Here is a 21,328-nt window from a genome sequence, read left to right as displayed (position 1 = left end):
GAGGTGAATCACATGAGGATTCTGCATACAGCGGATTGGCATCTAGGGAAAACCCTAGAAGGCCGAAGCCGGCTTGAGGAGCAAGCGGAGTTTTTAGATGAATTAAATCAAATCGTCAAGGATGAACACATTGATGTCATTGTGATGGCAGGCGATGCCTTTGATACAGTGAACCCTCCTGCTCGCGCAGAACAGCTTTTTTATGAAAGTCTGTCTGCATTATCTGATAAAGGAAAGCGTCAGGTGGTTGTGATCTCTGGCAACCATGATAACCCAGACCGTTTATCAGCCGCATCTCCTTTAACGAATGAGCAGGGGATTCATTTAATTGGATATCCGACTAATGATTTAATTCATGTCGATGTTCCTTCTGCAAGTGAACGTCTATCTATTGCCGCACTCGCTTACCCGTCCGAAGCAAGGCTAAACGAGGTGCTGGCTGAAACATTTGAAGAGAAACTGCTTCGTGATCAGTACAATTTAAAAATACAACAAATGTTTCAACATTTAAGCAACCAATTTCAGGCGGATACGGTCAATATCGCAACAAGTCATATTTATGTGGCAGGTGGCAGTCAAACGGATTCGGAAAGGCCGATTGAAGTGGGAGGCGCATATACCGTTGCGGCCGAAAGTCTGCCTGAGGCGGCTTGTTATGTCGCACTGGGGCATTTGCATCGCCCCCAAACCATTAAACGTGCCAAAACGATTGCCCGCTATTCTGGATCTCCACTTGCATACAGCTTTTCTGAAGCAGGCTACGCCAAATCAGTCACCATTGTGGATGCAAAACCGAATGAAACAGCAAGCTGGAAAGAAGTGTTTTTATCAAGCGGTAAACCACTTATGAAGTGGAAGGCGACTGAAGGGCTGAGCCAAGTACACAGTTGGCTGGATGAAAAGCGGGATCTTCAAGCCTGGATTGATTTAGAGATTCACTTAACAGATCAGCTGTCGATCGAACAAATTCATCAGCTTAGAAAACAGCATAGTGGATTTGTCCATATTAGACCAAAGTTTAAAGAGTTACAGCAAAAAGAAGAACAAAAACAAGTGGAAAAGCTCTCGATTGAAGAGCGGTTCGTGAAATTTTATGAGCGTCAGACAGGTGGAGGTCTACCTGATGAAAAAACCGTCAAGCTATTTTTAGAGCTTGCCAATGACATGCAAGAGGAGGAAGCGAATTGAAGCCGATCACGCTAACCATTAAAGGACTTCATAGCTTCAGAGAAGAGCAAACCATTGACTTTAGCTCCTTATGTGATGCAGGTGTGTTTGGTATTTTTGGACCGACTGGAAGCGGAAAATCGTCCATATTAGATGCCATGACACTAGCACTCTATGGCAAGGTCGAACGTGCACTCAATAATACGCATGGTATTTTGAACCAAGCTGAAGAAAAGCTGTCTGTCTCCTTTACGTTCGCTTTGCAAAGGGAACACCATATTTCTTATAAAGTGGAACGTGCCTTTAAAAGGGCAGATGAAATGAAGGTTAGAACGACGTTATGCCGATTGATTGAAATTGGTGATACGCAGACAGTTCTTGCAGATAAAGCAAGTGAGGTCAATCGTAAAATAGAAGAATTACTTGGTTTAACCATTGACGATTTTACGAGAGCGGTTGTTTTACCCCAAGGAAAGTTTGCGGAATTCCTTTCATTGAAAGGAGCCGACAGACGCCAAATGCTGCAGCGTTTGTTTAATTTGGAGAAATATGGTGATCAGCTTGTCAAACGTTTACGCGCAAAGGCTCAAAATCACTATGGACAGAAAAACGAACTGCTGGCTGAACTGACTGGATTAGGAGAAGCTGGTCCAGAGGCATTAGCGAAAGCTAAAGAAGCAGCTGCGCAGGCGCAAGCTATTTTTCTTGAGAAAAAACAAACGCGGGACGAAGCGTTCACTGCTTTTACAAAAGCGCAAGCCATCTGGCAGTATCAACAGGAACAAGAAGCGTACGAGAAGGAACAACACAACCTCAATCTGCTGGCATCTACGATGGAAGAGAAAAAGAATCAACTTCACATTGCAGAGCAGGCAGAGACATTAAAGCCTTATGCGGATGCATTAACAAAGGCTGAAAAGCAGCTCTCTCAAGCATCAAAAGAGAAGCAGGAAGCAGAAAAACATTTACTTCATCAACGAACGATCTATGATCAAATGACGCAGGAGTATGAGCAAACGCGGCAAAAGAAAATGGAAAATGAGCCAGAGCTTCTTCAAAAGAAAGAGCAGCTGATTCAATTAAAAGAAATTGAACGAAAAAAAGAAACAGCTCTTCAGGAAAAGACCGTACTAGAGCAGCAAAACCATGAAAAAGCGCAGCAATTGACTCAAAAAAAAGCGGAAGCCGAAAACGTGCAATCTTTATTAGAGCGTGCGCTTGCGAAACAAACACAGTTGAAGCATGAGCTGGAACAATTACAAGTCTCTGTCAAAGAGCGAAAACTTGTACAAGACGCACTTCGTTTCAGTGAAAATGTTCAAAGAATGAATGTGAGCATTCAAAAGGAAGAACAAAAGATTGAGGAGCTAAGACAGCGTTCAGCACAGGCGACACAATCGTATGAAAAGCTTCAAAAACAGCAAAAAGATCATCATGAAAAAATAAATCAATCGTTTCAAGCGATAGAACAATTGTATTTTTATGTATGTGAATTTGAACGAGGTCTTACAGAATGGAGTCATAAAGAGCAGGACAAAAAACAAGAAAAATTAAAACAGCGCGATGTTGTCAGATCGGCAGAATTAAGAAAAGAATTAGCGGCAGAGCTAGTAGACGGTGAACCATGTCCTGTTTGTGGATCGATTCATCATGATCCAAAGGCTGTGATAGACAATGTCCATGAAGAAACGGTTGCCCAAATTGATGAATGGATTGTAAAAATGGATAAAGAGCTCAAGCTGGCAGAGGAATATGCTAGAGACATGTTTGCTGCAAAGCAGCTGCTTGAAACGCATGCCAATCAATTAGTTAAACAGTTCTCCTTTTTATCTCAAAAAGCCCCCGATTCGGAAGTAGCTGCAGCAGTAGAAGTAGTACAGAATCCGCAGTCTTTGCACCAGCTGATTCAAGAATGGAAAGGCGTAAAACAAGATATTCAAGCAATCGAAAGCAAACGAGCTCGTTTAATGGACGTTACTTATGATCAAGCGGCAGAAATGAGCAAAGTCAAAGATCAACTGACATTTGAGCAGCAGCGCATACAAGAACTAGACATGCTGATCAAGGAGCTTCGATCTGAGCTTTCCGAACAACTGACGCAATTTGAACAGACCTTTCCTCACCTGACAATCAACCAAGTGCAGGAAATGCAGCAACAAATTGACGAAAAGGATCAACAAGCGGAAGGTTATCAAGAGCGTATTGAGAAGAGTATTTCTTTTCTAGAGGAAAAACAGCAGGCAAAAGAGCATCTGCAAACAGCCATATACGATCTAGAGAAGGAACTCGATAAGCTGGCGCATCAGCTGGGAAGCCAGCAACACCTGATCGATCAATATGAAACAGATTTACAGCGATATCCTTTAAAAGCCGCTTCTCTTTCTGATGAACTGGACGAAGTTCAACAATCTCTTGTTCATCTAAATGAAAAAGAACAGCAATCGTACGAGCAATTTAAGCATGCACAGCAATTATTTAGTGAGGCGCAAAGCCATTTCTCAAGCAGTGAACGTCAGCTCCAAGAGGCTAAGCGGCGAAAACAAGAAGCTGAGAAAGCGTGGCAAAAAGAAACAGCATCTACTCCTTTTGCTCATCCTCAGGAGATAGCACCTGCTTTAATGGATCGATCTGTACGTCTTACAGTCAAACAGGAAATTGATGAATTTGAGGATAAAAGAAAGCAATGTGCAGCAAACTTAAAGCGAATTTCGGAACTGTTAAAAGGTGAGTCGCTGGATGAAGACGAGTGGACAGATATTCAACTAAAAAAAGAAGCGGCGGAAAAAGCGCTTGAAGAAGCGACAGCGCTGAGTGGATCTGCACAAGAGCATCTGCGAGTGATTGAAGCAAACCATCAACGCTTTGCAAGCATTCATGAACGTCTTGAAGAACTGCAGCAAGAAATTGACCGGCTGGATAAGCTTCAAACTGTGTTTAAAGGGAATACATTTGTTGAGTTCCTAGCAGAAGAACAGCTAGAAAGTGTCAGCCGTGATGCTTCTCATCGTCTTGGGATTTTGACAAGACAAAGATATGCCATTGAAGTCGATTCAGAGGGCGGTTTTGTGATGCGGGATGATGCCAATGGAGGTGTCAGACGTCCGGTATCCAGCTTGTCTGGGGGAGAAACTTTCCTGACGTCTTTAGCACTTGCTCTTGCTCTGTCTGCACAAATTCAGCTGAGAGGTGAGTTCCCGCTGCAATTCTTCTTCTTAGATGAAGGATTTGGTACACTCGATCAAGACTTGTTAGATACGGTGATTACAGCATTAGAGAAGCTGCAGTCTCAAAATTTAGCTGTTGGTGTGATCAGCCATGTGGAAGAATTAAAGATGAGACTGCCAAAGAAACTGATTGTCCACCCAGCAGATCCAAGCGGGAAAGGAACAACAGTCTCGATGGAATTAATGTAAAGTGAGGTGATCTCAGGATGGCAAAGCAAACGATTGGATTATGTGAGCTGTGCGGAAGACAAGAGGTCGTCCTTACGGAACATCACTTGACCCCAAAAGAAGAGGGCGGGGCCTTTCTACCGACTGCCTTCCTGTGTATCCCTTGCCATAAACAAGTACATGCTCTTTATACAAACCAGGAGCTTGCCGCACGTTTGAATACGCTGGATGCACTAAGACAAGATGAAAAGCTTGTTCCGTACATCAAATGGATTCGAAAGCAGCCGGCAAGCAAGCTGGTCAAAACAAAGAAATCAAGACAACGCAGAAAGAAATGAGCATAAAAAAGCGCTCCTCTAAATGAAATGAGTGTAGAGGAGCCGCTTTATGCATTGCCTACCATATTCTGATCATTTAAGTCAGGATCCACATAGTTGGTGGCGCTAATGCCATTATTTAAAATCAAGAAATCTCCGGTATTCCCCGCTCCAGAGCCTAAAGCAGATTTTGAAGAACTTTTAGGCGAAAGATAAAATGAGTCACCGACGTTTACGACGCCCCCAGAAATCGAGTTAATGTAAATGGGTCCGACAATTGCTGGCATAATCGACATCCTTTATTCGAAGTCATATCACCATCATATGCGAAGGTAGGTCCAATTGTGAGTTTGGCGGATGTTCGTCATTGTTGCTAAATAACTCTCGAATATGCTTCACTCGCGCAACGGCATTTATTCCGCACGTAGAGCCAATTTGATAGATAGAGGAGGAAGAGACCCCTTCTACATGAATGGACGACACTTTAATGAGAGGCTTTTCATGATAAAAGGCCGTTCTAACCGCTCGTTCTGGCAGCATCAATGGGATCGGCTCATAATACACTTCAAATTCTTTTGCATCTAGGTTTTCAGCTTCATTTCCATAAAACAAACTAATGGTTCGCTGAACAGCTAACACCTTCACGTTCGGGCATAGCTCTTGTGTATCACCAATTTGAACAACACTCGCAATCCCGACAGAATTCACCTTCGAGAACTTTACTTGAGATGTGCGCTTGATCATTATCGAGGGGCTAGAGGAACAAACGGGCCAATAATTAATGATTCTGGCGGTGTATCAAAAATCGATGACAGTTGTACGTGATCCGTGTCCCCGATAATAAATAGGGAAGAGGACGATACCCCAACTACTTTAATGCTTCCGGTTTCGATGTTGCGGTTGACGACTGTGAAATTCATCCGTTTTCCTCTCCTTTCGTTTCATTTGGAATATGGGCTAAAAAGTGTTCGATTGCCCGTTTGACATCATGTTTCACGTATTCAGCAATTTGCTCGGAACGTTGAAGCGGGGTCATATCTTCCCTTTGTGGCAGCTGCCCCGCATAATATTTGATTCTGCTGTCTATTTGTTTTCGAATGTCCTCAATGATATGGTGTTTGTTGCTTTCATCAAGCGAGCCTTCGTATCGCTGCTCTAGTTCTTCAAGAAGCTGCGGTGCTTCTTCATTTAAGAATGCATCGACAAGCTGGCGTGTTTGATTGAAAAATTGATCAGCCATTTCTTGCTGCATCATTCCAATTCCCGGGGTTGTTGTTTGGCCCACTTCAAAATTTTGAACACTATTTGGATCAGATGGATTGAGGCCGATATTTAATGTGCCTTCCAGCCGCTCGATTTTCAGTTGATCAAATTGATAATCAATCCGTTCAATCGTTGTTGTCGGTTTATCTTTGATCATTTGCATTTCCTGCTGAAGCTCGTTAAGCCTTTTTTCAAGCATCATGATTTGCTGTGTTTGCTTTTGAATGATGCCATACATTTGTGAAGCGCTGTTTTGATAGTCATACATATGCATACACCTCCGGGGATTGCAGATGAACTTATGTTGTTGGTGACTGAAGCGGTACAAAAGGTGCCGTGCTTGCGCCCTGAGACTCTTCAATTCCTTGTGTGCCTGCTGCGGCAGGTGCTGCTTCTACGTAGCTACCAGTGTTATACAGATTGGAGAGTGCTTTGATTGATCCAGCACTGCCGATTTGAAGAACGGATGAGTTACTCACAGACTCCACACGTAAGTAATTAATTTGTATCGCTTGATTAATATAGAAGTTCAATGGATTCTCACTCCTTACAAGTTACCAACAAGCGGTTGATCAATGACATCACTATCATACGTATTTGTCACACTTTTATAGTTGCTAATGCGTAATTGATCACCAGTGTTAAAACTGCCTGCGCCGGCAAACGTTTTAACCTGACTATTTGGAGAAATGGTGATGCAATCTCCAACATGAACGACTCCGCTCGTTCCGACGGCATTTACTTTAAAGGCTCCAACAATAGCCGGCATAGCGGTGCACATCCTTTAGAAAAATAGGGCACTTCGTTTTTGGGCGTTTCACCATAGCTTATGATGGGTCTTTTAATATGTGATTGTCTTTTTGAAGAACTTTGATGAGAGGAATGAAGTGTATGGTTTACCCTTTATTCGAGCATTCTTTAGAGGTGGTTTTGATGCCTTTATTTAAGAGTGTGTCAAGCTCTTGACTGCACCTGATGGTTTCTTCGGCATTCATTCCGAATTTTTTTGCGGTCTCAATTAAATGTAATCTTTTTTGTTCAATTTCATAATTGATCATAACGGACGCCAACTCTCACATTTTTTATCAAATAGAAGGATATGGTTAGTATACCCTATTTTTCTATAAAAAAAGCTCTTTCGTCAATATGAGAACTAAAGTGACAAAATTCGAAAGTGTCTTTACAGGTGCGATGTCTCTTTTTTAATCTCAGTTTGTAAATAACGTCGTCTTTTGTTGATATACTGTCGGATTAATTCTCGCTCTGAACGCAGCATGTCTTGTCGGTTTTTCGTATATGGATCATCTCCAATTCGCTGCTCAATCGAAGCATGCCATGTCTCAATGATGGGGAGAAGTCGTTTTTCTAAAAAATGTGTATCTAGTACGTGCTGGAAAAGGGCATAATAGTCTCTTTTAAATGCAGGGATGTCTAGTAATCTAGCGGTTAATGTATTGAAACCGCTGACTGGAATATAATCAAACGCCATTTCTTCTCCGTGAATATCACGCCCCCAAGTCGCATCATAATCCCAAGGCATTACTTGAAACCTTCCTTGATCATTCACATAAAGGGCATAGTTATGAACAAAGCCATCAAAATTTTGGGTACACACGACACCAATGAGCCAGCGGAAATATTGTGTCACATCAAGATACTGCTCAATCTTATTTGCAAACGTGTCGTCCCTTGCGGTGTTCAAAAAGTAAATAAATTCACTCAGCTGCTTGTCGTGTTCAGGTGTTCCTGTTTTTTTCTCATAACCGAGAAGAAGATGTTTTTTAGGCTTTTTATCAAATGAACTTAAAAGAGAGAAATTGGCGTCATCATCTACAGCATAATAAATGCCGCCTCCATGCAGCTGTCGTTTTTGGAGGAACAGCTCATCTACAGATTCTATTTTTAAATAAATGCCTTCTTTTCTTCCATTAATGGTCAGAAACACATGAGAAGCGGACGGGCTGAACACACCCATTTGTTCAAAGAAATAAAAAGACAACCTGTTGCGAATGAAAGAAGGATCATTGTACTCTGCATTTAAGTGAAAAAGGGATTCGCCCTGTCTTTGCTTTGGTTTTCGATATTCAATTTGATAGGATTTTTTCTTGAGCTTTCGGATGTGTGATCCTCGGTATGAGGCATAAATATGTGACTTCGTTTGGCCGGTTTTCAGAATGGCCTCGACGGGTTCATCGTTCCATACGTCCTTTTTTAATTCCATGAGATCTTTTGGATGAATCCAGATATCCAGTTGTTTTAAAGGTTCTGTGTCCATGCGTTCATCACCCTCCTATATCTCCTCCACTATATGAAAATGAAGGAATGTCCTGTACCTGCTGGTAGGTATTCATGGAGTTTTCTAAGAAAGAGGCATTCGCCAAGAACACTTGTCTATCGAGTCTCGTAACATAAAGCAGAGAAGATAAACAGCTTCGTCTGTTTGTTTTGTCAGAGCACAGATTGGGAGGGGAATTGTTCGTGAGCACATTTGATCATTCGCATATTGAACATGCAGTTGATTCACTTCGAAGTGAGGGGCGTGATCAACACTTAGATCGTGAACCCGAATCGGGACATTCGCACAAATCATCTCGTTCTCGTCATTCAAATCGCCGTCACTGGTTCTTTGGTGGAGGAGGCTGCCGTAAGTCACATCGCAGCAAAAAAAGCCATAAAAGCTATCGCTCTAAAAAAAGTCGCTGTTCAAAAAAAAGTGTAAAGAGCGAGAAACCATGCAAAAGCAAAAAGTCGTATAAAAGTAAAAAGTCTTGCCACAGCAAAAAGAGTGAACCAAGAAAATCATGCCGCAGCAAACACAGATCACATCATAAGAAAAGCTGCCGCAAATCACACCGCAGCCATCGATCTAAACGTTCTCATCACCATAAACGGAGTCACTCTTGCCGAAGATGCGGAAAGAAAAAACATCATTCCCGCCATCAAGGAAATGTTGATCGTAAATGGGATCAAGGGAATATGTGGGAGTATCGACGCTACCGCTAAATGTCAGGTCTTCATTTTTGAAACCCTTTTTAAAAGAGAGTATGATAAAAAAGGGTTTTTTTTATTTCGTAGAGAAATAAAAATGAGACATCATAATGTATTGAAATGAAGATTGTGAGGGGAAGACATGAAGTTTTTTACAGGTGAGATACATAACAGATTGTTTATCGGGGTCGTCATTGATGATGAATGGGTGATGGACGTCAAAAAGGCAGAAGCAAAACTATTTGAGCTAGAAACATTGCCAAACTCTTTATCTGAATGCATCAACATGGGGGACAAGTTTGTCGAACACGTCAAACAGCTTCTTGATTGGGCGGAGAAAAAAGAAGAAGACCGTGGCTCTTATGTCTATCCGCTTTCGGACGTGACACTCCATGCACCGATTCCAAAACCAACGAAAAACATCATGTGTGTTGGGAAAAACTATCAAGATCACGTCATGGAAATGGGAAGTGCGGCAGATATTCCTAAAGACGTGATGATCTTTACAAAGGCGCCTACCTCTGTTGTAGGGCATGAAGCGGACATTCTTCTCCATGAAGATGTGACAAGTGAATTGGATTACGAAGGGGAGCTTGCCATTGTCATTGGCAAAACAGGAAAGAATATTGCTCCTGAAGAGGTCCACGATTACATTTTCGGTTACACCATTTTAAATGATATAACGGCAAGAGATTTGCAGAAAAAACACAAACAATTTTTCATCGGAAAAAGCTTAGATACAACTTGTCCAATGGGACCTTATATCGTTCACAAGTCAGTGATCAAGGATCATGGAGCACTCCATGTGGAAACAAAGGTAAACGGAGAGGTTCGTCAGTCTGCCAGTACGGAATTAATGATCTTCCCAATTGAAGACATTGTGTCAACTCTTTCAAAAGGGATGACGCTAGAAGCGGGAGACATCATTGCAACAGGTACACCTTCTGGAGTCGGCAAAGGTTTTGAACCGCCAAAATTTTTAGCCTCAGGCGATCAGGTTGAAGTAACAATTGAACCAATTGGGACGTTATCAAATCGCGTCAAATAAAGGCGTGTTGACACAGGATTGTCGCTTTGTGTTCGACTTATTTCGTGGTACGATGAGAAGGTAATTGTTCTGATAAAGGGGGAAATCACAAATGGGAACACATTTACATATTACAGCGTGGGTGCTAGGTATTATTCTATTTTTCGTTGCCTTTGCATTAGCAGGTAAAAACGATAAAGGCGCTAAAATTGTGCATATGATCGTACGCCTATTTTACTTGATTATTATTGCAACGGGTGTAGAGCTGTATGTTCGCACAGGAATGAAAATCCCGGGTTACGGGGGCGAGTATGTTGGAAAAATGATACTTGGTATTCTTGTGATTGGTTTCATGGAAATGGTCCTGGTACGCAAGAAAAAAGGAAAATCGGTGACGGGTGTATTCATTGGTTTTATCGTGGTTGCCATTGTGACCATTCTTCTCGGCTTACGTCTGCCGATCGGTTTCCATATCTTTTAAGATAAAAAGGGCATTGCTTATCAAAAGCAGTGCCCTTTTTATGTGAGATCAAACTGAGACATCAGCCGGTGACCGTCAGACGTCGTCCATTCCAATTGAACTTGATTTGTACCCGAATGATGGTGGCATTGAAGGGCAAGTGATTGCATGTCTCCTGAAAATTGAAAAAAAGACACGCGATGAGAAGGATGGAAGGAAGAGAAGACACAATCATAGACGGAAAAGCCAAGCTGTTCTACATGGTCAATGATCTGATAAAAGACGCTTTCTGGTACGAACATGAGCAAATCAAGCCACCCTTTAGAAAGAGACGCTGTATATTGAATGCGTTCACCGCCTTTTACCTCCATCAACTTCCCATTATCACAAAGAACGACAGACCCGAGCAATTCTCCTTTTGTCCATCGATCCTTTTCTTTCAAACAGATCATAGAACTTTGAAGGCTTTCAGGCAGCATGATGTCTCCTTCTTCGTCTTCAATCAGACAATGACCGTTTTCCATCAGTAAGTATCCGTTACACCATTTTGGGTGGTTTTGCTGAAGATATGTCATGCGGTTCTCCATTCGCAAAACCTCCTTTCCTCTTTCTTTTCTTACCAAATGAAGCTTGTCCTATACACAGGAGGAAAAAAGGACAAATCAACTATCAAGGAGACGATGCATAAACTAAGAAAGGCTAAATGAGAACACTTGATGAAAAACGGATGGGAGCTGATGATGATGTGTGGAATAACAGGCTGGGCAGACTTTAAAAAGCAGCTCATCCAACAGGATCATGTAATCAATCAAATGACAGATACATTATCTAAACGAGGGCCGGATGATACAAATACGTGGAAAAGTGAGCACGTTCTTTTCGGCCATAAACGGTTAGCCGTTGTCGATGTTGAAGGCGGAAAGCAGCCGATGACATATACCCATCAACACCATGATTATACGGTGGTATACAATGGAGAACTCTATAACACAGAGGATATACGAAAAGAATTATTCAAAAGGGGGCACCGCTTTCTTGGGCATTCTGATACAGAGGTTCTTCTTCACGCCTATACAGAATGGAAGGAAGAGTGTGTGACCCATTTTAATGGAATTTTTGCATTTGTCATTTGGGATAGTGAACGTGAATTATTATTTGCAGCAAGAGACCGGCTCGGTGTCAAGCCATTTTTCTATACAGAACGTCATCATTCCTTTTTGTTTGGCTCAGAAATCAAAGCACTTCTGGCTCATCCTGAAATGAAAGCCAAAGTCGATCATGAAGGCTTATCAGAAATTTTTGGCCTAGGGCCGTCTAGAACACCAGGGCAAGGGGTATTTAAAGGGGTGAAAGAGCTGAGACCTGCTCATGCCTTAACCTTCTCAAAAGATGGTTTGCGTGTGTGGAGGTACTGGAATGTCAAAAGCAAGCAGCATACAGACTCGCTTGATGACACCGCTCAGCACGTGAAGGAACTCTTTACGGATGCCGTTACAAGACAGCTCGTCTCTGATGTGCCTGTATGTACGTTTTTATCGGGCGGAGTGGATTCTAGTGCCATTACGGCCATTGCCGCCAAGCACTTTGAGAAAATAGGGAAAGCCCCGCTGCATACGTATTCCGTTGATTACGACGGAAATGATCAATTCTTTGAAGCAAGTCAATTTCAGCCCAATGCTGACGGGCCGTGGATTGATCGAATGACCAAAGCGTTTCAAACGAATCATCACAGCTGTATCATCGGGCAAAAAGAGCTGGCTTCTTATTTGAAAGAAGCGGTTGAAGTGCGAGATTTGCCGGGGATGGCAGATATTGATTCTTCCTTACTATGGTTCTGTCGAGAAATTAAAAAGGATTTTGTTGTCGGTTTATCAGGTGAATGTGCAGATGAAATTTTTGGAGGTTACCCATGGTTTCACATGGCAAGCGAAACCAATGGATTTCCGTGGATGAGATCAACGGAAGCACGCATTCAGCTTCTTCAAGACTCATGGCAAAAGAAATTATCACTGAAGGAATATGCGCAAAGCAAATATGAAGAAACCGTGGCAGAAACCCCTCTTTTAGATGGAGAAACCGGAGTAGATAAAGCCCGAAGAGAACTTTTTTACTTAAATATGATTTGGTTTATGACCACGCTTCTGGATCGAAAAGATCGTATGAGCATGGGGGCGAGCCTTGAGGTACGTGTTCCATTCGCAGATCATCGTCTTGTTGAGTATGTATGGAATATTCCTTGGGAAATGAAAATGTATGGAAATCGGGAAAAAGGGGTTTTGAGGAAAGCATTAGAGGGAATTTTACCGAATGAAGTGCTTTATCGCAAGAAGAGCCCTTATCCGAAAACACATCATCCTGCTTATACTCAGGCGGTAAAAGAGATGTTAACAGATTGTCTCGCGCAAAAGGATTCTGTGCTTCATGAATTTTTAGATCCACATCAATTAAAACAGCTGATTGAAACAGAAGGGGCTTCTTTCCAGGTTCCTTGGTATGGTCAGTTAATGAAAGGCCCACAGCTCATTGCCCATTTGGCACAGATTCACCATTGGTTTGAAACATATCGAATTGATATAGAAGCATAACAAAGGGTCGGCTTTCTTGCACTTGTTGAAAGGAAGTCGGCTTTTTTATACATAACATGAGACTTTTAGAGCACATCAAAAGTTGAACTAACAGTTTTAATTTGTATAATTAACTTAAAGTGAATTAATTTGGAGGAAAAAGGATAATGAAAATCATTGTGATCGGAGCAGGACCAGGGGGACTTGCAGCAGCTATGATGTTGCAAAGCAAAGGACATGATGTTCATATATATGAAAAACAGTCCTTTGTTGGCGGACGTAACTCTAAGTTTCAACTTGGTGATTTCACGTTTGATACAGGTCCTACTTTTCTCAGTATGATTCATATTGCAGAGGAACTATTCACCTTTGCCGGTAAAAATCTCTATGATTATATAGATGTGATTGAATTAAAAGAAATGTATAGATTAATCTTTCAAGATGAGAAGCTTGATATGATTCGAGATCGAGATGAAATGTACAAACGGCTAGAAGCCTTTGCACCTGGGGAGGGCGAAGGGTATGTACGTTTTATGAATGATACAAAACGAAAAATGGACCGCCTAACACCAATTCTACAAAGTAAAATGGATCGTTTCCATCATTATTTGCGTCCAAAAGTCATCAAAGCACTTCCTCAGCTCTCATTAAATAAAAGCTTATATGATGTGCTGTCGGATTATTTCTCAAATGAATTAGTGAAATATGCCTTTACATTCCAATCAAAATATTTAGGGATGTCACCTTGGGAATGTCCAGGAGCGTTCTCAATTCTTTCCTTTATGGAGCATGACACAGGCGTTTATCATCCGAAAGGCGGAGTGAATCAGCTGTCAGAAGCGATGGCAAAGGCAGCTGTTGAATCTGGGGCTACCCTTCATCTATCAACTGGAGTTGAGAAGTTGCTGACGGAAGGCAGGAAAGTGAAGGGCATTCGCTTAGAAACCGGTGAAGAAATACGGGCAGATGAGGTGGTCGTAAATGGTGATTTTGCACACGTGATGACAAAGCTTGTAGAGCCGGGTCTTTTAAAGAAATATAGCGAGAAGAAACTGAAAAAGAAAAAATTCTCATGCTCCACCTTTATGCTGTACCTAGGTTTAGATACGATATATGATGAGCCGCATCATACCATCGTTTTTTCCGATGACTATGCGAAGTTCGTCAAAGAGATTACGAAAACCTTTGAGTTGCCGGATGATCCGTCCATTTATATTCAAAATGCAAGTGTGACGGATGATTCGCTTGCGCCAAAAGGCAAGTCCGCTCTTTATGTGTTAGCACCCGTTGCCAATAATCAAAGCGGTATTGACTGGGAAGCGCATCAAGAAGAATTTAGAGAGCTTGTGCTGGATACACTGGAGCGGAAAACGGGCTTTAAGAATATCAGGCAGCATATCGAAGTCGAGCGGATGATCACGCCGAAGCATTGGGAAGAAGAGCTGTACGTGTATGAAGGAGCTACATTTAATCTTGGTCACCAGTTGACGCAGATGATGGTACTCAGGCCGCATAATGAATTTGATGAGTTGAAACATTGCTGGCTCGTTGGTGGAGGAACCCACCCAGGGAGCGGATTGCCAACCATTTTAGAATCAGCGCGTATCACGACAAATGCGATTCTGTCAAAAGAGAAACATACGCACAAAAGAGTGCCACATGAAGAAAAGGGGAGCGCCTCATGAAAAAACATATATTGATTGCTGGCGGCGGTATTGGCGGAATGATCTCAGCCCTCTATTTAAAAAAAGCTGGACATGATGTCACCCTTGTTGAAAAAAATGAACGGCTCGGCGGGAGACTTGCTTTTGTACGTGAGAAAGGATATAAAGTAGATGAAGGTCCGACCATTGTCCTACTTCCTGATATGTTAAGAGGCATTTTACATGACGTAGGCATTGATGAAACATCTCTTGATCTCTTGCAGCTCGATCCGCTGTATACGATCCACTATCAAGATGGAACCTCCTACACGAAATACTCTGATACACGGCGACAACTAGAAGAAATCAAACGTGTATTTCCAAAGGAAGAACAGGGATATTTAACATTTATGCAAGAAATGACGGATCGGTTTCAAGAAGGGCAGCAAGCTTTTCTAGAAAAATCATTTCATGAAAAACGAACCTTTTTTACAAAAGCGAACATGAAGATTTTAATGAAATTAAAAGCATATCGAACCGTTCAAAGTTCTCTCAAAAAATATTTTTCGGATGAGCGCCTCCGAGATGCATATGCACTTCAAACCCTCTATGTCGGAGGAAATCCGTATGAAGCATCTGCCATTTATTCGCTTGTTTCATATAGTGAGCACGCACACGGAATTTACTATTTAAAAGGCGGATATGCGAGTTTAGTAGATATATTGGAGAGACAGCTCTTAAAGACGGGTGTACACATAAGAAAAAGTGAAGAAGTCGCACAACTTGAGTTTGAGGGGAAACGTGTGGTCAAGGCAAAAATAAATGATGAACACATAGCAGCTGATGCATTTGTGATGAACGGAGATTATCCAGCGGCGTTAAAACAGCTTGGTTTAGGTGAACAAGACCGGCGTAAATACGTTCCATCCTCCGGCTGCGTGATGGTGTATCTAGGGTTAAACAAAGTATACGATGAAGCACCTGTTCATCAATTTTTCATGGGAGAACACTTTGATCAGCATATGAGAGAGGTGTTCCAAACGAAAACGATACCTCAAGATCCATCATTTTATACGTTTAATCCATCGACCATCGATCCATCCCTTGCCCCAGAAGGCAGCAGTGTCCTATATATGCTCATTCCTGTTCCATCAGGAGATCACATCAATTGGGAACAAGAGACAGACTTTGTGGATAAAATGGTGGAGCGTCTTGAAAAAAGAGGCTTTCCACAGCTGCGAGAGGCGGTTGTCTGGCATAAGGTGAGAACACCGAATGATTCAATGCGAGAAGGATTGTTTGAAGGCGGCAGCTTTGGACTCGCTCCTAATTTGTTTCAATCAGGTGTGTTTCGCCCGCAAGTAAAGGTTGCAGATGTAGACAATCTATATGCGGTAGGTGCTTCCATCCATCCCGGCGGCGGGGTACCGATCGTGATGCAAAGTGCAAAGCTCATGGCTTCTGTACTGCTTAAAGAGCTGAACAACAGAAAGGAAGTGAAGCTAAGTGGTTGATGTGCAAACAGCATTGAAAATATGTGAAGAGACCATTCAAACCCATTCAAAAACGTTTTATCGTGCCTTTTCCATGCTGCCTAAAAAGAAAAGACAGGCTGTTTGGGCTGTTTATTCCTTTTGTAGGAGAGCGGATGACATTGTAGATGAGTCTCCTTCACCAAAGGAAGAACTGGCGTCTTTTCAGGAGGCATTTGAACGTTTCTTGCAAGGAGAAGTAGATAGTGATGATCCAATGTGGGTGGCGCTGGAGTATACATTTCAACAGTTTCGTATGGATGAATCCCCATTCCGTGACCTGCTGCGAGGACAGGAGATGGATTTAGAGCAGCACCGGTATGAAACGTTAGATGAACTGCTCATTTATTCCTATCATGTCGCAAGTACAGTTGGATTAATGCTGCTTCCGATCATTGCACCGCGTAAAAAAGAACAGCTAAAAGAAGCCGCGATTTCCCTTGGGATTGGCATGCAGTTGACCAATATTCTTCGAGACATTGGTGAGGATAAGGCGGAAAGGAACCGCATTTATTTGCCAAAACAAGTCATGGATCAATTTGGGTATACAGAGCAAGAATTACAAGAAGGGATCGTCAATCAAGCCTTCCAGCATGTATGGGAATATATTGCGTTTGAGGCAGAGGCGTACTATGAGGAATTTTTTGACCATCTCCATGAATTCCCACTTTATTCAAGGATACCAGTGAAAGCAGCTGCTCACTTTTATAAGGCTATTCTAGATAAAACTAGAGAAAACGAATACCGCGTCTTTACGAAGCGGTCATATATTTCAACACAAGAAAAAGCACTTATTTTAGAAGATATTACGTAATGAAAAGAAGACAAAGGGGTAAAATAAAGTTCGTTTTAGCCCTTTGACAACAATCTGAAAGGACTGCACCCGCAGTCCTTTTTATGTGGAAGTAAACCGGTACTCCGTCCACACCCTTGAACGCCACCGCCTATACATGAAGATACCTCTTACCCATTCATCCACAATAAAAGAAATCCAAACCCCGATAAGGCCCATCTCAAGTTGAATGCCTAATAAATAAGCGATCGGAAGGCCGATGCCCCACATTGAAATCATCGCCATATAGACTGGAAACTTCGCGTCACCAGCTGCCCGCAAGGAGTTGATGATGACCATATTAAAAGAACGTCCAGGCTCTAAAACAATCGTCAATATGAGGAGGAGGCTCGCTATTTGAATGATCTCACTGTTGCTAGTGAAAAAAGTAAGTAAATGCGTCGATGATAAAGATAAAGCAGTAGAAGAAAGAAGCGAGATGGCAATGGCCCAGTATAAGCTTTTCATGCATCTTCGATAGGCCGCATCAAATTCTTTCGCCCCGATCAGGCGCCCGATTAAGATTTGTGTTCCTTGGCTAATGGCGGCACCAAATAACATAATGAACATCATCAAATTCTGGGTATAGACTTTTGCTGCTAGTGCTTGCGTGCCCATAAATGTGATAAACAGCGTAATAATCATTTGAGAGCCATTATAAGAAAGTTGTTCTCCAGCAGAAGGAATGCCGATTTTTAGCAGTTTTTTTAAATGCGTTCGCTGGATGTAAAACATTCGCTTGAATGAAAACCGCAATCCAATGCGGTGTCGAACAATGAGTATCATGGCTGTAAGACCGATCAACCGTGCAAATGATGTGGAAAGAGCGACACCCATGACACCTAATACAGGGAAGCCAAATGGTCCGAAGATGACCAAATAATTACCAGCAACATTTAACAGGTTCATACCGATGGTGACATACATCGTATCTCTCGTGAATCCATAGCTTTTTAAAATAGCACTATAGGTCATAATGAGCGCCTGAATAAAAGAAAGCAGGCCGACAATCTGTAAAAAGACGGTTGCATCTGGCATGAGCTCGCTTGATAAGCCCATCATATGCAGGATGGGCACAGCTAACACAAACATAAGAAGACTGATCACAAAGCTAATGAGGAAGTTGGTGCCTAGTGATACATAGGCAACTTGGGTCGCTTCCTGCTTGCGGCTCGCTCCTAAAAGCTGCGCAATGACAATCGTCGTCCCAGTCGTAATGAAGCTGAACATCACAATCAATAGATTTAATAGCTGATTGCTTACCCCTACTGCGGCAACACTATTGTCAGAATACTGGCTGAGCATCAGTGTATCTGCGCTCCCCATCAGCATATATAAAGAGATTTCGATAAAAATAGGCCAAGTTAATGCAAATAATGAAGGGTGGGATTTTTCACTTTTGGCTTGAACCTTTTGTATTGTCAGTGCTTGTGGTTTCATCACATCGCCTTCTTTCGTATAAATCCGATTTATAGTGTACCTTGCATCGACTATAATAAGAAGAGATGAAACCGAAACTTATTGGAGAAATCCGACTTCATAAGGGGATGAATATGGGTCCGTTTATTACATTTACTGTACCACCATTTCCAGTCTATATTGCTTCAGGCAAAGGTGTATTCCACCCAGGAGAACGACATATCTCCAGAATTTTCACCGTATTTGATCTTCTTTATGTCACAAAAGGTGAACTGTGGATCACAGAAGACGAGGTGCCTCATCATGTAAAAGAGGGAGAATATATCATCTTATCACCGGGACTTGCCCATGGTGGACATCTGCCATGCAAAGAAGAAACACTTTATGAGTGGCTGCATTTTTCAATCGATTCATTTGAGTTTACAGATCGGCCGAGAGAACACTGGTTTGACATGAAGCAAAATCAAGCCACTTTTGAAAAAGCAGCAAGCTATGAATTTCGTCTGCCCCGAAAAGGAAAAGTGAAAGGGGGAAGCGTGCTACAGAAGCATCTTTCAGCGATGCGCGCTTTAAATGATGATGCGTCTGAACTTCAGCTCAAAAAGCAGCTTCAATTTGAGGAAATGCTCATTCATTTACAAAAAGAAGCATTTCATATTCCAAGTGCAAAGGAGACTGTCGCTTCAGAAGTGGTTCACTATCTTGAACGTCATTTTACGCAAAAATTACAGATGGAGAAGCTGGCAGAGATTCTTCATTATCATCCTGATTACATGACAAGGTGCATGCAGACCGTGTACGGACTGACGCCGAGCCAGTACATCAATCGACTCAAAATTGAAAAAGCCAAAAGCCTGCTTGCTTCAACGAATGAAAAAATAGCTCTCATTGCAGAACATGTAGGCATTGATGACCCTACTTATTTTTCAAAGCTGTTTCGGCAAAATGAAGGCATGACGCCTATCGAGTATCGTCATCTTGCTAAAAGAACGACAAAGTAAAGGAACGTGAACAGATGAAAGGAAAAAAAGAAGAGATTGTGAGCATACGTCCATTAGACGAAACCGATTTAGAAGTGGTATGGCATTTAAGGTTTAAAGCACCAGACCAGGCCTATCGAAAGTGGAATGCACCGTATTTTATTGAACATGACATATCGCTTACTGCATTTAAAAAACGCTATTTACAGGATGATTCTGTCCTGCCAAAACTATTTGGCATTGATGTCGGAGGTGAATTAAAGGGCACAGTTTCTTATTATTGGGAGAATGAGCGCACACGTTGGCTGGAGTGTGGGATTCTTATTTATGACTCACGTTTTTGGAATGGGGGCGTTGGAACAAAGGCATTGCGTCTATGGATCGATGAACTCTTTTCACACATTGATATTCCACGCATCGGTCTGACCACCTGGTCTGGAAATGAACGCATGATGCGTTGCGCAGAGAAATGCGGGTTTATCCTTGAGGGAAGACTGCGTAAGGTTCGTTACTATCAAGGGGAATATTATGATTCGATGCGGTATGGGATGCTGAGAGAAGAATGGCAAAGCCTTCCGAATCATTCATTTGAATAGTTGTTTTTAAGATTAGGAAAAAAGTATAGTAAGATTAAATAAATTGAAAAAGAAGGGTGGCGGATGAATGTGAAATGGATTACAGGTTGGTTTGTATCCATCTTAGTCGCAATCTACCTATTCGTTGATGCACCAAAACACGGGAAAAATAAATGGTTATGGGCTATCTTAGGTCTTTTACTCGGGCTCTTCACACTTGGAATATATCTCATTCAAACAGGAAGAAAAGGGTTGGGCTGGACAGTACTGATTGTGTCCATTTTCATCTATGCGATTGCCATCCTCGTCTTTGTCTTGTACTTTCTCATGCTGGTCTTCGGGTACTCCAACGCAAATTAGAGAGTACGGCTGTGGTGATTTGTTTCACTTCAAGTTGCTACCGATTGATGGTTTGATTGCGCCAAAGCATCATAGGATAAATGGTGATGGGGCTCGGACAGGATGATCCTCATGTGTATCCATCTTATTTTATCTCATGTGGCTCACTGCTTTGGTCAAGTAAGTCCTTCATAAAGAAGGGCTTTTTTCTTTTATTTTTTGAGCAGGGACACCTGCAATGACAATCCGCTCTTCATGAAAGGAGCGATTCACTACTGCATTTGCTCCGATGGAAATATGATTCGCAATATAAATATTTCCAAACAGTTTAGCGCCAGGGCCGATCCATACATGATCTCCGATGACGGGCACATCTTTTTCATGATGGTTTTGACCGATATTTACGCCTTGATGAATATCACAAAACGCGCCAATTTTGGCATGCTTGTTCACAATCAACAGCCCAGTATGGTTGATTCTGAGCCCAGGTCCAAATACACCAATTGGGATATCAAAGCCAAGCTGCATGCCTTTCTTTTTATGTAAGTAACGATAAAACCATTTGCGTAACGTAGCACCGCTATTCGTATAGTACTCATATTTTCGTAAATATCTTTGATATTTCCAAATATCATCCCCAAGCCACTTTGGTCTTTTTCGATTGATGGCAAGTGCTTTCTGATCTTGTGCCAAGTAGTGGTGAAGGTCATGCTTCGTTAAAATCATCAGATCTCCCTCGATTCCCATTCGTTTCAGAGAAATTATACCATCATAACCATTTATATCAAGATAAAATAACGTTCATTTTTTGTTTTACTGCATTCATTTCA

The 21,328-nt window shown here is 42.0% G+C and carries 24 protein-coding genes and 1 pseudogene; 14 read left to right on the top strand and 11 right to left on the bottom strand.

Features of this window, described 5'->3' with window-relative positions; genetic code table 11:
* Positions 1-12 precede the first annotated feature (12 nt).
* From sbcD to LCD32_RS00795, 3 genes are read left to right on the top strand one after another with little or no spacing between them, the layout of a single operon-like run.
* The gene (sbcD, locus tag LCD32_RS00805) at positions 13-1,188 is read left to right on the top strand and encodes an exonuclease subunit SbcD (RefSeq protein ID WP_007499123.1); all 1,176 of its coding nucleotides are present in this window, start codon (positions 13-15) and stop codon (positions 1,186-1,188) included.
* Positions 1,185-4,580 (top strand): exonuclease subunit SbcC, encoded by a 3,396-nt coding sequence (gene sbcC / locus LCD32_RS00800; RefSeq protein ID WP_224562560.1) that lies wholly within the window; start codon positions 1,185-1,187, stop codon positions 4,578-4,580. The genes sbcD and sbcC overlap by 4 nt, the downstream gene beginning before the upstream one ends.
* 17 nt (positions 4,581-4,597) lie before the next feature.
* The gene (locus tag LCD32_RS00795) at positions 4,598-4,897 is read left to right on the top strand and encodes a hypothetical protein (RefSeq protein WP_025207111.1); all 300 of its coding nucleotides are present in this window, start codon (positions 4,598-4,600) and stop codon (positions 4,895-4,897) included.
* A gap of 47 nt (positions 4,898-4,944) precedes the next feature.
* On the opposite strand, the gene LCD32_RS00790 is transcribed toward LCD32_RS00795, so the two are convergent.
* From LCD32_RS00790 to LCD32_RS00755, 8 genes are all read right to left on the bottom strand, one after another.
* Entirely contained in the window at positions 4,945-5,163 is a 219-nt protein-coding gene (locus LCD32_RS00790; RefSeq protein ID WP_003211468.1) for a spore germination protein, read from the bottom strand.
* Positions 5,164-5,185: 22 nt separating this feature from the next.
* On the bottom strand, positions 5,186-5,620 hold the full coding sequence (locus LCD32_RS00785; RefSeq protein WP_065460098.1) for a spore germination protein GerPE: 435 nt from the start codon (positions 5,618-5,620) through the stop codon (positions 5,186-5,188).
* Positions 5,620-5,796: a germination protein GerPD gene (locus LCD32_RS00780; RefSeq protein ID WP_003210893.1), complete on the bottom strand. Its 177-nt coding sequence runs from the start codon at positions 5,794-5,796 to the stop codon at positions 5,620-5,622. The genes LCD32_RS00785 and LCD32_RS00780 overlap by 1 nt, the downstream gene beginning before the upstream one ends.
* A complete protein-coding gene (locus tag LCD32_RS00775) occupies positions 5,793-6,407 on the bottom strand; it encodes a spore germination protein GerPC (RefSeq protein WP_008348607.1) in 615 nt (204 codons plus the stop codon). The genes LCD32_RS00780 and LCD32_RS00775 overlap by 4 nt, the downstream gene beginning before the upstream one ends.
* A gap of 31 nt (positions 6,408-6,438) precedes the next feature.
* Positions 6,439-6,672: a spore germination protein GerPB gene (locus LCD32_RS00770; protein WP_003210877.1), complete on the bottom strand. Its 234-nt coding sequence runs from the start codon at positions 6,670-6,672 to the stop codon at positions 6,439-6,441.
* 14 nt (positions 6,673-6,686) lie between these two features.
* Entirely contained in the window at positions 6,687-6,908 is a 222-nt protein-coding gene (locus LCD32_RS00765; RefSeq protein ID WP_003211745.1) for a spore germination protein, read from the bottom strand.
* Positions 6,909-7,035: 127 nt separating this feature from the next.
* Entirely contained in the window at positions 7,036-7,197 is a 162-nt protein-coding gene (locus LCD32_RS00760) for an aspartyl-phosphate phosphatase Spo0E family protein (RefSeq protein WP_008348605.1), read from the bottom strand.
* A gap of 122 nt (positions 7,198-7,319) precedes the next feature.
* A complete protein-coding gene (locus tag LCD32_RS00755) occupies positions 7,320-8,414 on the bottom strand; it encodes a CotH kinase family protein (RefSeq protein WP_007499119.1) in 1,095 nt (364 codons plus the stop codon).
* A gap of 203 nt (positions 8,415-8,617) precedes the next feature.
* On the opposite strand from LCD32_RS00755, the pseudogene LCD32_RS19330 reads away from it, so the two are divergent.
* The 4 genes and pseudogenes from LCD32_RS19330 to LCD32_RS00740 all read left to right on the top strand — a co-directional run.
* Positions 8,618-9,079: pseudogene (locus tag LCD32_RS19330) on the top strand (CotG/ExsB N-terminal domain-containing protein); the annotation flags it as partial.
* Positions 8,964-9,251 (top strand): hypothetical protein, encoded by a 288-nt coding sequence (locus LCD32_RS00750; protein ID WP_411231015.1) that lies wholly within the window; start codon positions 8,964-8,966, stop codon positions 9,249-9,251. The pseudogene LCD32_RS19330 and the gene LCD32_RS00750, both read left to right, overlap by 116 nt.
* Before the next feature lie 18 nt (positions 9,252-9,269).
* On the top strand, positions 9,270-10,175 hold the full coding sequence (locus tag LCD32_RS00745; protein ID WP_144678937.1) for a fumarylacetoacetate hydrolase family protein: 906 nt from the start codon (positions 9,270-9,272) through the stop codon (positions 10,173-10,175).
* A 91-nt stretch (positions 10,176-10,266) separates the two neighbouring features.
* Complete coding sequence (locus LCD32_RS00740; protein ID WP_007499115.1) at positions 10,267-10,635, top strand: YisL family protein; 369 nt, start codon at positions 10,267-10,269, stop codon at positions 10,633-10,635.
* A 38-nt stretch (positions 10,636-10,673) separates the two neighbouring features.
* On the opposite strand, the gene LCD32_RS00735 is transcribed toward LCD32_RS00740, so the two are convergent.
* Positions 10,674-11,201, bottom strand: coding sequence for a DUF2777 family protein (locus LCD32_RS00735; RefSeq protein WP_008348597.1), 528 nt, complete (start codon positions 11,199-11,201; stop codon positions 10,674-10,676).
* 156 nt (positions 11,202-11,357) lie between these two features.
* On the opposite strand from LCD32_RS00735, the gene asnB reads away from it, so the two are divergent.
* The 4 genes from asnB to LCD32_RS00715 all read left to right on the top strand — a co-directional run bounded on the left by asnB (position 11,358) and on the right by LCD32_RS00715 (position 17,167).
* A complete protein-coding gene (gene asnB, locus LCD32_RS00730) occupies positions 11,358-13,199 on the top strand; it encodes an asparagine synthase (glutamine-hydrolyzing) (protein WP_024720029.1) in 1,842 nt (613 codons plus the stop codon).
* A gap of 146 nt (positions 13,200-13,345) precedes the next feature.
* Complete coding sequence (locus LCD32_RS00725) at positions 13,346-14,863, top strand: phytoene desaturase family protein (RefSeq protein ID WP_224562558.1); 1,518 nt, start codon at positions 13,346-13,348, stop codon at positions 14,861-14,863.
* Positions 14,860-16,335 (top strand): phytoene desaturase family protein, encoded by a 1,476-nt coding sequence (locus LCD32_RS00720; RefSeq protein WP_224562555.1) that lies wholly within the window; start codon positions 14,860-14,862, stop codon positions 16,333-16,335. The genes LCD32_RS00725 and LCD32_RS00720 overlap by 4 nt, the downstream gene beginning before the upstream one ends.
* Positions 16,328-17,167, top strand: coding sequence for a phytoene/squalene synthase family protein (locus tag LCD32_RS00715; RefSeq protein ID WP_224562552.1), 840 nt, complete (start codon positions 16,328-16,330; stop codon positions 17,165-17,167). The genes LCD32_RS00720 and LCD32_RS00715 overlap by 8 nt, the downstream gene beginning before the upstream one ends.
* Positions 17,168-17,248: 81 nt before the next feature.
* Here the strand turns inward: LCD32_RS00715 and LCD32_RS00710 are convergent, their stop codons facing one another.
* Complete coding sequence (locus tag LCD32_RS00710) at positions 17,249-18,625, bottom strand: MATE family efflux transporter (RefSeq protein ID WP_224562549.1); 1,377 nt, start codon at positions 18,623-18,625, stop codon at positions 17,249-17,251.
* Positions 18,626-18,738: 113 nt separating this feature from the next.
* Between LCD32_RS00710 and LCD32_RS00705 the strand changes: the two genes are divergently transcribed.
* From LCD32_RS00705 to LCD32_RS00695, 3 genes are all read left to right on the top strand, one after another.
* Positions 18,739-19,605, top strand: coding sequence for an AraC family transcriptional regulator (locus LCD32_RS00705; protein WP_025207121.1), 867 nt, complete (start codon positions 18,739-18,741; stop codon positions 19,603-19,605).
* A 14-nt stretch (positions 19,606-19,619) separates the two neighbouring features.
* On the top strand, positions 19,620-20,180 hold the full coding sequence (locus tag LCD32_RS00700) for a GNAT family N-acetyltransferase (protein WP_163116403.1): 561 nt from the start codon (positions 19,620-19,622) through the stop codon (positions 20,178-20,180).
* Between the two features lie 63 nt (positions 20,181-20,243).
* On the top strand, positions 20,244-20,519 hold the full coding sequence (locus LCD32_RS00695; protein ID WP_035392471.1) for a hypothetical protein: 276 nt from the start codon (positions 20,244-20,246) through the stop codon (positions 20,517-20,519).
* Between the two features lie 168 nt (positions 20,520-20,687).
* On the opposite strand, the gene LCD32_RS00690 is transcribed toward LCD32_RS00695, so the two are convergent.
* A complete protein-coding gene (locus LCD32_RS00690) occupies positions 20,688-21,224 on the bottom strand; it encodes a serine O-acetyltransferase (RefSeq protein WP_017360201.1) in 537 nt (178 codons plus the stop codon).
* Positions 21,225-21,328: the final 104 nt, after the last annotated feature.

The sequence above is a fragment of the Bacillus sp. RSS_NA_20 genome (assembly GCF_020165915.1).
Classification (GTDB): domain Bacteria; phylum Bacillota; class Bacilli; order Bacillales; family Bacillaceae; genus Bacillus; species Bacillus altitudinis.
This window is presented reverse-complemented; position numbering and strand designations above follow the sequence as displayed.

Bases quoted from the DNA above. Each gene is read 5' to 3' on its own strand.
- LCD32_RS00755 (WP_007499119.1), bottom strand. From the start codon at position 8,414: ATGGACACAGAACCTTTAAAACAACTGGATATCTGGATTCATCCAAAA.
- LCD32_RS00795 (WP_025207111.1), top strand. From the start codon at position 4,598: ATGGCAAAGCAAACGATTGGATTATGTGAGCTGTGCGGAAGACAAGAG.
- LCD32_RS00745 (WP_144678937.1), top strand. From the start codon at position 9,270: ATGAAGTTTTTTACAGGTGAGATACATAACAGATTGTTTATCGGGGTC.
- LCD32_RS00735 (WP_008348597.1), bottom strand. From the start codon at position 11,201: ATGGAGAACCGCATGACATATCTTCAGCAAAACCACCCAAAATGGTGT.
- LCD32_RS00790 (WP_003211468.1), bottom strand. From the start codon at position 5,163: ATGCCAGCAATTGTCGGACCCATTTACATTAACTCGATTTCTGGGGGC.
- asnB (WP_024720029.1), top strand. From the start codon at position 11,358: ATGTGTGGAATAACAGGCTGGGCAGACTTTAAAAAGCAGCTCATCCAA.
- LCD32_RS00720 (WP_224562555.1), top strand. From the start codon at position 14,860: ATGAAAAAACATATATTGATTGCTGGCGGCGGTATTGGCGGAATGATC.
- LCD32_RS00780 (WP_003210893.1), bottom strand. From the start codon at position 5,796: ATGAATTTCACAGTCGTCAACCGCAACATCGAAACCGGAAGCATTAAA.
- LCD32_RS00765 (WP_003211745.1), bottom strand. From the start codon at position 6,908: ATGCCGGCTATTGTTGGAGCCTTTAAAGTAAATGCCGTCGGAACGAGC.
- LCD32_RS00695 (WP_035392471.1), top strand. From the start codon at position 20,244: ATGAATGTGAAATGGATTACAGGTTGGTTTGTATCCATCTTAGTCGCA.
- LCD32_RS00690 (WP_017360201.1), bottom strand. From the start codon at position 21,224: ATGATTTTAACGAAGCATGACCTTCACCACTACTTGGCACAAGATCAG.
- LCD32_RS00760 (WP_008348605.1), bottom strand. From the start codon at position 7,197: ATGATCAATTATGAAATTGAACAAAAAAGATTACATTTAATTGAGACC.
- LCD32_RS00710 (WP_224562549.1), bottom strand. From the start codon at position 18,625: ATGAAACCACAAGCACTGACAATACAAAAGGTTCAAGCCAAAAGTGAA.
- LCD32_RS00785 (WP_065460098.1), bottom strand. From the start codon at position 5,620: ATGATCAAGCGCACATCTCAAGTAAAGTTCTCGAAGGTGAATTCTGTC.
- LCD32_RS00775 (WP_008348607.1), bottom strand. From the start codon at position 6,407: ATGTATGACTATCAAAACAGCGCTTCACAAATGTATGGCATCATTCAA.
- LCD32_RS00700 (WP_163116403.1), top strand. From the start codon at position 19,620: ATGAAAGGAAAAAAAGAAGAGATTGTGAGCATACGTCCATTAGACGAA.
- LCD32_RS00740 (WP_007499115.1), top strand. From the start codon at position 10,267: ATGGGAACACATTTACATATTACAGCGTGGGTGCTAGGTATTATTCTA.
- LCD32_RS00725 (WP_224562558.1), top strand. From the start codon at position 13,346: ATGAAAATCATTGTGATCGGAGCAGGACCAGGGGGACTTGCAGCAGCT.
- sbcD (WP_007499123.1), top strand. From the start codon at position 13: ATGAGGATTCTGCATACAGCGGATTGGCATCTAGGGAAAACCCTAGAA.
- LCD32_RS00705 (WP_025207121.1), top strand. From the start codon at position 18,739: ATGGGTCCGTTTATTACATTTACTGTACCACCATTTCCAGTCTATATT.